The following is a 9,258-nucleotide window of genomic DNA, read 5'->3' as shown; positions in this document are numbered from 1 at the left end:
CCGCGCCGAGCCCGGCGTGCAGCGCGTCGACCGCCAGCCGGGCCGGGTCCTGGAGCACCGGGCCACCGGCGAACCCACCGGCACAGGCACCGTGCAGCACCGCGTCGAGCAGCCCCGAGGTGGGCCGCTGCTCCAGCGCGTCGGCGGCGACCAGGGCCGTCGCGGCACCCGGACCGGGGTACGCGGCGTAGCTGGTGTCGACGGTCAGCCCCACCTCGGCGAGCCGGGCCCGCAGCTGCTCCCGGTTGGCCGGGCGGCCCGCGTCGAGCACCCCGCCGATGCTCCACGCCGCGTCGCCCCGGTCGGCGTACCAGGGGGTCGGGGCGACCAGCCGGGACACCCCCAGCGGATTGTCCAGCCGCAGCAGCAGCGTGCCGCCGGGACGCAGGGCGGCGGCCAGCCGGGCCAGCACCCCCGCCCAGCCCAGCCGGGCACCCTCCACCGACTCGACGGCGTCCAGCCCGGCCCCGGCCACCACCACGTCGAAGGTGTCGGCCGGGTCCAGTCCGGCCGGCCCGCCGACGATCACCCGGGCGGCCCGGTCGGCCAGCGCCACCGCGTCCGGGTGGCTGCGCAGCAGGCAGGTCACCTCGGCGTGGGCGAGGCGGTCGAGCAGCGCCGGGTCGTGCGGCCCGGCCAGCAGCACCCGCGCCCCGGCCGGGACGACCCGGGCGGCCAGCGCGCCCAGCGGCCCACCGTCGGCCAGCCGCTGCTCCGGCAGGTCGGACCAGGCCAGCATCTCCCCGCCGGGCAGGACGACGGGGGCGGTGGTTCCAGTGGTCAACTCGTTCCTCCTGCGGGGTGCGCCCAGCCGAGCAGCTCCCGCAGCTCGGCCGGGGTGCAGCGGTGGTCGGTGCCCAGCTCGGCGCGGGCGATCCCGACGGCGGTCGGCAGGTCCACCGACTCGCCGTGCAGCTCCGGCCACTGCCGGCGGATGCGGGCGGTGCCGCCGAAGGTGGGGTCCTCCTTGGCCAGGATCATCGGGTCGCCGTAGACGGCCGGTTCGCAACCGGCGGCGATGCCGTAGAAGATGGCGCTGGTCAACCGGTTGGACGCCACCCGGGCGTGCCGGCGCAGCTCGGTGAGCTGCTTGTCCAGGAACAGCGGGTCGGTGTCCCGCCACCAGTGCCCCCGGTAGCCGTGGCAGATCACCCGGAAGCCGGCGTTCTCGTAGAGCCGCCGCACCCGGCGCATCCCGTACTCGTGCCAGTAGAGGCAGACGGTGACCGGGCCGGGTTCGGTGTCCCTGATCCGGGCGATCAGCGCCCGGTGGTCGCCCTTGACGTGCTGGCCCTCCCAACCGTGGAACGGGTACCAGATGGTGCCCTCCCGCTCGGCCGGCGGCGGGTCGTCGGCGCGCAGGTCGAGCAGGTACGCGAAGGGCGCCCCGGTGACCACCACGTTGCGCCGCCCCACCGACCAGGCCCGCCGCCGAGTCTGCTCCGACCAGAGCAGGCTGGGGGTGCGTTCGGCGTACGGGTGGCCGGGGGCGAGGCCGTCGCCGATGTTCCAGCCGTGCTGGACGTACCCGTTGATCCGGGGCGGGTGGCCGTCGCCCAGCCCGCAGTAGCGGGCCAGCACGTGGGCGTGGCCGTAGAAGTGGTTCGCGTGGTGCATCGGTTCCCCCGGTCAGGCGGCGGTCGGCGCGGTGACGCCGCGCAGCGCCGCGCCGAGCGCGTCGATCACCCGGTCCTGGTCGGTGTCGGTGAGGCCCGGGTACAGCGGCAGCGAGAGCTGCTGGGCGTAGAACGCCTCGGCCACCGGGCAGGACCCGCGCCGGTAGCCCAGGTCGGCGAAGGCCGGGTGCCAGTGCACCGGCAGGTAGTTGACCTGTACGCCGATGCCGGCGGCCCGCATCCGGTCGTACACCTCGCGGCGGCGGCCGTCGAGGACCCGGACCGGGTAGAGGTGCCAGGCGGGGGCGGCCCAGGACCGGCGGGCCGGGGTGAGCACCCCGTCCAGGTCGGCCAGCGCCTCGTCGTAGCGGGCCACCAGCCGGGCGCGGGCGGCCAGGAAGTCACCGAGCCGGCGCAGCTGGCTGCGGCCCAGCGCGCAGAGCACGTCCGGCAGCCGGTAGTTCAGCCCGAAGGAGTGCACCTCCTGGTGCCAGCCGCCCTCGTCCGGCGTGCGCAGCTCGTCGCGTTCCCGGACCAGGCCGATGTTGCGGAACCGGCGGGCCCGCTTCAGCAGCTCCGGGTCGCCGGCGGCGACCGCGCCGCCCTCGGCGGTGGTGAGGTTCTTGGTGGGGAAGAACGAGAAGGTGGTCAGATCGGCCAGCGACCCGACCGGCCGGCCCCGGTAGGTGGCCCCGACGGAGTGCGCCGCGTCGGCCAGCAGCAGCGCGTCGGAACCGGCCAGGGCGGTACGCAGGGCGTCGTAGTCGGCCGGGTGGCCGGCGTAGTCGACGGCCGCGACGACCTTCGTCCGGGCGGTGGTCGCGGCGGCTGCCGCCGCCGGGTCCAGGGTGAACGTCTCCTCCTCGACGTCGGCGAAGACGATCCGCGCGCCGAGGGCGACCGCGCTGCTGGCCGTCGCCACGAACGTCATCGGCGGCACCACCACCTCGTCGCCGGGTCCCACCCCGGCCGCCGCGTAGGCGACGTGCAGGGCGGCCGTGCCGTTGGCGACGGCGGCGCAGCCGACCCCGCCGGTCCAGCCCGCGAGGTCGGCCTCGAACGCGTCGACCTGCGGGCCGGTGGTGAGCCAGTCGCTGCGCAGGGTGGCGACCACGGCGGCGACGTCGTCGTCGGTCACCGACTGCCGGCCGTACGGGAGCATCGCCGTCATGCGGCGATGCCGAGCATGTCGCGCAGCTGCGGGACGGTCAACCACTCGTCGTTGCCGTCGGACTGGTAGGCGAAGCCGTCCGGCACCGGTTCGCAGTCGACCGGCGGCCGGTAGCCCCAGGTGGCGATCGTCGGCTGGACGATGAACCGGTCCTTCGCGCGCAGCGTCCGGCGGCTGTCGTCCGGGGCGATCATCTCCTCGTGCAGCTTCTCGCCGGGCCGGATGCCGATCTCGTGGGTGGTGGCGTCCGGGGCGACGGCCTCGACCAGGTCGAGGATGCGCATGCTGGGGATGCGGGGCACGAACAGCTCGCCGCCCTGCATCTGGTCGAAGCTGTCCAGCACGAACTGCACGGCCTGGTCCAGGGTGATCCAGAACCGGGTCATCCGCTTGTCGGTGATCGGCAGGCTCTTGCCCTCGTCGGCGAGCCGGCGGAACAGCGGCACCACCGAACCCCGACTGCCGACCACGTTGCCGTAGCGGACCACGGCGAACCGGGTGGGGTGCTGGGCGGCGTAGTGGTTGGCCGAGACGAAGAGCTTGTCGCCGACGAGCTTGGTCGCGCCGTACAGGTTGATCGGGCTGGACGCCTTGTCGGTGGAGAGCGCGATGACCTTCCGGACGCCGGCCTCGATGGCCGCGTCGACCACGTGCTGCGAGCCGGTGATGTTGGTGGCGATGAACTCCGACGGGTTGTACTCGGCGGTGTCCACCTGCTTGAGGGCGGCGGCGTGCACCACGTGGTCGACGCCGTGCATGGCCCGGGTGAGCCGGTGCCGGTCCCGGACGTCGCCGATGAACCAGCGCAGCCGGGGGTCGTCGCCGAGTTGCTGGCGCAGCTCGTACTGCTTGAGTTCGTCGCGGGAGAACACCACCACCCGGGCCGGGTCGGCCACGTCGAGGACGTGCCGGAGGAACGTCTTCCCGAAGGACCCCGTCCCGCCGGTGACCAGAATGGAGGACCCATTCAACTCACTCAATTTGGTGCTCCCCAGCTCGTGGTGTGCGCCGCCGGCTCGGGGCCAGGCGACCGGACGGACGCTAGCCACGGCGGGTTAACGCACCGACGCCCCCGGGTTAACCGCCCACGCTGGTCGTGTGAATGCCGGCCCCCCGGCAGGCGAACACTTGCCGACCCGGCCGCTGCCGGCTGACCAGCGGGTACGCCGCTGACTACAGTGGCCCGGCGCGGTCGGTGGGCATCCGCCGCAGGCGCATCCGACACCCACGGCCGGGCACCGCCCCCACCGGCCCGGCCTGCGGGCCGGGACCGCCGCGCGTCCCGGGCCGGCCGGCGGGTGTGCCCCGACGAGGCAGGAGGCGACGCATGGTGGCCGTCACCGAGGTGGGACACCGGGTCGCCGACCCGGCCGGGGAGCCGGCCGGTCGACGCCGCCGACTGGTGCCGGTGCTGCTGGTGGTCGGCTGGCTGCTGGGCGTCGGCTGGCGGATGTGGTTGTCCCGGCACGTGCCGCTGCCCATCGCGCACACCGACGAGGACAGCTACCTGCACACCGCCCGCGCGCTGGCGGGCGGGCCGGGCGGCTTCAGCAGCGAGAACGGCCCGCTGCGCCGGGTCGGCTACCCGCTGCTGATCTCCCCGGCGTTCCTCGGGGAGCGGGACTTCGCCGACAGCTACCGGCTGGTGCAGTTGATCAACGCGGCGGTGAACGCGACGGTGCTGCCGCTTTCGTACCTGCTGCTGCGCCGGCTGGTGCCGGTGCGCCCGGCGGTGGCCCTGGCCGCCGCCGTGGTCGCGGCCACCCTGCCGGCGACGGTGTTCTACGCCGGGGTGGCGATGATCGACGCGGTGCTCGCGCCGCTGGTGCTGGCCTGGCTGCTGGTCGTGCACCAGTGGGTGCGCCGGCCCGGCCCGTTGGTCGCCGCCGGGGCCGGCACCCTGGTCGGGGCGTTCCATCTGCTGCACTCCCGGGGCCTGGTGATCGTGGGCGTGCACGCCGGCCTGGTGCTGCTGCTGTTCCTGCGGCGGCGGGTCAGCCCGGCGCAGGTGCTCGCCGCCGTGCTGCCGGTGCTGGCGCTGGCGCTGCTCAACGAGGTGGTCATCCGGTTGCTCGGCGACCGGGTCTACCTGCTGGGCGACCCGCCCGGAGGCGGCACCGTCCGGGCGGTCGCCTCCGGGCCGGGGCTGCTGCGGGTCGGCGCGGCGGTCGCCACCCAGCTCTGGTACCTGGTGGTCATCACCCTCGGGCTGGCCGGCGTCGCCTGGGCCGGGGCCGTCCGCCTCCTGCTCCGCCCCACCCCCGCCGCGTCCCCGGACTCCGCCGCCGGCCCGGCGGACGAGGTCGGGGCGACCCGGTGGACGGTCGGCGTGGCGCTGGTGACCAGCGTGGGGGTGGCGGCCGGCGCGTCGGTGATCCTGGCCGGCATCACCAGTAAGCCGCTGGACGCCATCTACGGCCGGTACGTGCAGATGCTCGCCCCGTTCTGGCTGCTGCTCGGGGTGGGGATGCTGGTGACCGCGACGCCCCGGCAGCGGTGGCGGCGGGCGGCGGTCGCGGTGGGCCTGCTGCTGGGCGGCGCGACCCTGATCGCCGCCCGGCTCGCCTGGGTCGCCAGCCGGGGACACGAGCTGCGCTACGGCGGGTTCGGCGCGCCGGACCTGATGGCGCTCACCGGTGGCTGGCGGGAGTTCCGGCCGTTCACCGGGGCCGCCGTCGGGGTGGCCGGCTGCCTGCTGCTGGTCGCCGCCCTGCGGCTGCCCCGGTGGCGGCTGCCGGTCCTCGCCGCGCTGGTGGCGGTGAACCTCGGCACCATGCAGGTGATCACCGACCGGCTGGTCCGGCCGGTGGTCGCGGCGACCGCCCCCACCCCCCGGGTGGCCGACCTCGGGGTACGCCCCGGCGACCGGGTCTGGGCGTCGCTCGGCGTGCAGTGGGTGCTCCGGTTCAACCTCAGCCACCAGGTCACCTGGGCCGACGTGCGGTGGTTCGGGGACGACCCACCGGCCGACGCCGACGTGGTCTTCGTCCGGTGGGCCCCCGGCGAGCCGGACGACTGGGACGGTGCCCGGTACGGCTTCGTCCGGCTGGGCGGCAACCCGCAGCAGCGCTGGGCCGCCTGGCGGCGTGCCTGATTCCATCGCCGCGTCGCCCGGAACCGCGCCCCGCCAGACGTCGGCCGTGCAATTCGGTTAACGGGGGGTGGCGGGCCGGTGAATGGTCGCCGGACAATCGGGTAAATCAGCGGCGGCGACGGTTCTCCCGGGTCAGCGAAATGGGGAAGACGGTGATTTCCCGGCCGTCGTGCGACTCGCGTCGAGCGGTGCCCTCGACGAACCGGAACCGTCGGTTCATCTGCCGTACGACCGTGTTGTCCGCCAGCACCTCGCCGTCGAGCCGGTCCAGCGCGAGCACGTCGAAGGCGTGGTCCACCGCCGCCCGCATCACGCCCAGCCAGGCGGGCAGCGTCGCCCCCCGCCCGGCCAACCCGTCGGCATCCAGGTAGAAACCCCAGGAAGCGGTGCGTTGCGGTCCGTCCGGACGCAGGTCGAAGAAGGTCACCACGCCGGCCGGCCGGCCGTCGTACAGGTAGATCAGCACCCGCCGGGCCGGATCGGTACGCACCCGCGACCACCACGCCGCGTGCTCGGCGGCGGTGATCTCGTGACTGGTCTTGCTGACCTGCCGGTTGGTTTCCTGATTACGCCAGGACAACATCAGGTTAACGTCGTCCGTAGTGGCCTCGCGCAGCACCCGTACCCCTTTGTTATTCACCTGGTGGACCCCTGCGGACCCTACCCGGGTAAAGCGGCCGGGTAATTGTCGGGCTGTACACTCCGGCGCATGAACGAATTGAGTCGCGCGCAGATTCGCGACCTCATGGCGCAGGTGCTGCGCAACCAGGGCCGGGCGCTGCCCGACGACGACTCCACCGACCTGCGGGAGATCGGCTTCCGGTCGCTGGACTTCTCGGAGCTGGCCCTGCGGGTCGAGGACGCCACCGGCGAGGAGCTGAACTTCGACGCCCCCGGCCTGCGCCGGATCGCCACCGTCTCCGACGTCCTCGACTTCCTCGCCGAACTCCAGCGGCAGTGACCGTCGCGACCTCGCCGGCCGGGCTGGACAACCGGGTCGTCGTCGCCGGGGTGGCCCGGAGCTGGCGCGACCTGCCCGCCCCGGCGCTGCCGTCCCCCGGGGTGGTCCTCGCCGCCGGTGCCGCCGATGCGCTCGCCGTCGCCCGGCGGCACGCCGTCGACGGCACCGAACTGCTGCTCGCCGCCCCCACCCGGGTCGACGCGACGATGCGGGACGAACTGCGCGCCGCCGGGTTCGCCGTCACCGTGCTCACCGCCGGGGCACCGCAGACCGTGCCGCCGGCCGTCCCCCGGGCGTCCGAGGCGGGTCGGCTCTGGCTGCTCACCTCCGGGTCGACCGGGCGGCCCAAGCGGGTCGGGCACACCCTCGACTCGTTGACCACCGTGCGGTCGGCGCAGCCGGAACGGACCTGGCTCTGCCCGTACGCCCCCGGCAGCTACGCCTGGTGGCAGGTGGTCACCCTGTCGCTGACCCGGCCCGGTCAGCACCTCGTGGTGGTCGACCCGGCCGAGCTGGACGACTGGCCGGCGATCGCCGCCGCGCACGGCGTCGACGCCGTCTCCGGCACCCCCACCTTCTGGCGGCGCACCCTGCACCGCGATCCGCAGGCGCTGGCCCGGGTGCCGCTGCGCCAGCTCACCCTCGGTGGCGAACCGGTCGACCAGGCCGTCCTGGACCGCCTGCGGGAGCTCTTCCCGGCCGCCCGGATCTCCTGGATCTACGCCTCCTCCGAGGTCGGCGCGTCGATCGTGGTGCACGACGGGCGGGCCGGGTTCCCGGTCGGCTGGCTCGACCGGGTCATCCCGGGCCGCCCCACCCTCTCCCTGCGCGACGACGAACTGGTGATCACGTCCCCGCACCACGGGGTCGGCCTCGACGGGCCGGTGCGCACCGGCGACCGGGCCCAGGTGGTCGACGACCGGGTGGTGATCACCGGCCGGCTGGACTCCGACGAGATCAACGTCGGCGGCAGCAAGGTCTCCGCCGGGCTGGTCCGCGCCGTGCTCACCGCCCACCCCGGGGTCGCCTGGGCCCGGGTCACCGGCCGCCGCGCGCCGGTGCTCGGCCGGATGGTGGTCGCCGAGGTCGTCCCCATCACCGCACCGGGCGACGCCGGGCAACCGCCCGACGAGGGCGCGCTGGTGCGCTGGTGCGCCGACCGGCTCCCCGAGTACGCGGTGCCCCGCCGCATCCGCCTGCTGACCGAGATCCCCGTCAAGGAGACCCTGAAGAGCGATGTCTGACTCCCCGCCCGTTCCCGCCAGCACCGTGGTCCTCGTCTCCGGCGGGTCCCGGGGGCTGGGCCTGGCCATCGTCACCGACCTGCTCGACGCCGGCCTCACCGTGGCCGCGTTCGCCCGTACCGTCACCCCCGAGTTGGAGAAGCTGGCCGCCGAGCACCCCGAGCGGGTGCACGTCGGGGCGGTGGACGTCACCGACCTCGCGGCGGCCCAGCGGTTCCTCCGGGCGGTCGAGGCGCGGTTCGGGCCGGTCGACGGACTGGTCAACAACGCCGCCGTCGGGCAGGACTCGATGCACACGCACACCGCCACCGCCGACATCGCCCGGATCGTCGAGACCAACCTGACCGCGCCGTTGCAGCTCACCCGCCTGGTCACCCGGCGGATGCTGGCCCAGGGCCGGCGCGGGCGGATCGTCAACGTCACCTCGATCTGCGCCCAGCGCGGCTTCCCCGGCCTGGTCGCGTACTCGGCCACCAAGGGCGGAATGGACGCGGCGACCCGCTCGCTGGCCCGTGAGCTGGGCGGGCGGATGCTGGTCAACGCCGTCGCGCCGGGCTTCTTCGCCTCGGAGATGTCCGCCGTGCTGGGCAGCACCCAGCTCGACCAGATCGTCCGTCGCACCCCCACCGGCCACCTGACCGAACCGGCCGAGGTGGTCCCGGTGGTGCGGATGTTGCTGTGCGCGCACACCAACATCAACGGCCAGGTCATCGTGGTCGACGGTGCCGCCTCGATCTGACCTGGCCCACCCGGGCCGGGGTGTGGGGCTGCGGCCGGTGCCGGCGCTGCTGGGTGCCGCCGAACGGCACCTGCGCGTCGGCACCCCCACCGAACTGCGGTACGCGGTGACCCGCAGCCACCTCGACGACGGGCGCTGCGTCGGCTGGTACGGGCCGGCGACCCCCGGTTGGCGGGTGGCGATCGACGCCGAACGGGCCACCGCCGAGGTCCCGCCCGCGCTGGCCGCCCGCTTCGGCCCGGCCGACTTCTGGGCCCGCTGGACCCGGGCGGAGAGCCTGTGCAAGCTGGCCGAGGTGCCGGTGGCGGCCTGGTGGCGGCGGCACGGGCTGGCCGTACCCCCGCACACCCGTGCGGTCTGGCGCACCCTGCGCCTGGCCGACCTGGTGGTCACGGTCGCCTTCGCCCCCTGAACGCGCCCCGCCCCGCGGTGG

General features: G+C 74.8%; 9 protein-coding genes and 1 pseudogene. 5 read left to right on the top strand and 5 right to left on the bottom strand.

Features of this window, described 5'->3' with window-relative positions:
• From H1A17_RS09370 to pseB, 4 genes and pseudogenes are all read right to left on the bottom strand, one after another.
• Positions 1-784: pseudogene (locus H1A17_RS09370) on the bottom strand (class I SAM-dependent methyltransferase); the annotation flags it as partial.
• Complete coding sequence (locus H1A17_RS09365; RefSeq protein ID WP_194821658.1) at positions 781-1,617, bottom strand: hypothetical protein; 837 nt, start codon at positions 1,615-1,617, stop codon at positions 781-783. The gene H1A17_RS09365 and the pseudogene H1A17_RS09370, both read right to left, overlap by 4 nt.
• A 12-nt stretch (positions 1,618-1,629) precedes the next feature.
• Positions 1,630-2,787, bottom strand: a complete 1,158-nt coding sequence (locus tag H1A17_RS09360; RefSeq protein WP_194821657.1) for a DegT/DnrJ/EryC1/StrS aminotransferase family protein — start codon at positions 2,785-2,787, stop codon at positions 1,630-1,632.
• Complete coding sequence (gene pseB, locus H1A17_RS09355) at positions 2,784-3,767, bottom strand: UDP-N-acetylglucosamine 4,6-dehydratase (inverting) (protein WP_145918721.1); 984 nt, start codon at positions 3,765-3,767, stop codon at positions 2,784-2,786. Before pseB ends, H1A17_RS09360 begins: the two co-directional genes overlap by 4 nt.
• 347 nt (positions 3,768-4,114) lie before the next feature.
• On the opposite strand from pseB, the gene H1A17_RS09350 reads away from it, so the two are divergent.
• The gene (locus H1A17_RS09350; protein WP_194821656.1) at positions 4,115-5,881 is read left to right on the top strand and encodes a hypothetical protein; all 1,767 of its coding nucleotides are present in this window, start codon (positions 4,115-4,117) and stop codon (positions 5,879-5,881) included.
• 106 nt (positions 5,882-5,987) lie between these two features.
• Here the strand turns inward: H1A17_RS09350 and H1A17_RS09345 are convergent, their stop codons facing one another.
• Positions 5,988-6,521: a GNAT family N-acetyltransferase gene (locus tag H1A17_RS09345; protein ID WP_309236742.1), complete on the bottom strand. Its 534-nt coding sequence runs from the start codon at positions 6,519-6,521 to the stop codon at positions 5,988-5,990.
• 69 nt (positions 6,522-6,590) lie between these two features.
• On the opposite strand from H1A17_RS09345, the gene H1A17_RS09340 reads away from it, so the two are divergent.
• Genes H1A17_RS09340 through H1A17_RS09325 form a run of 4 tightly spaced genes read left to right on the top strand, consistent with a single transcriptional unit; the run spans position 6,591 to position 9,237 of the window.
• Positions 6,591-6,842 (top strand): acyl carrier protein, encoded by a 252-nt coding sequence (locus H1A17_RS09340; protein WP_168222407.1) that lies wholly within the window; start codon positions 6,591-6,593, stop codon positions 6,840-6,842.
• Positions 6,839-8,086, top strand: coding sequence for an AMP-binding protein (locus tag H1A17_RS09335; RefSeq protein ID WP_194821655.1), 1,248 nt, complete (start codon positions 6,839-6,841; stop codon positions 8,084-8,086). The genes H1A17_RS09340 and H1A17_RS09335 overlap by 4 nt, the downstream gene beginning before the upstream one ends.
• A complete protein-coding gene (locus tag H1A17_RS09330; RefSeq protein WP_145918724.1) occupies positions 8,079-8,825 on the top strand; it encodes an SDR family NAD(P)-dependent oxidoreductase in 747 nt (248 codons plus the stop codon). The genes H1A17_RS09335 and H1A17_RS09330 overlap by 8 nt, the downstream gene beginning before the upstream one ends.
• A complete protein-coding gene (locus tag H1A17_RS09325; RefSeq protein ID WP_240762720.1) occupies positions 8,809-9,237 on the top strand; it encodes a hypothetical protein in 429 nt (142 codons plus the stop codon). Before H1A17_RS09330 ends, H1A17_RS09325 begins: the two co-directional genes overlap by 17 nt.
• Positions 9,238-9,258 lie beyond the last annotated feature (21 nt).

This window comes from Micromonospora sp. S-DT3-3-22 (assembly GCF_015354745.1).
Taxonomy (GTDB): domain Bacteria; phylum Actinomycetota; class Actinomycetes; order Mycobacteriales; family Micromonosporaceae; genus Micromonospora; species Micromonospora wenchangensis.
This window is presented reverse-complemented; position numbering and strand designations above follow the sequence as displayed.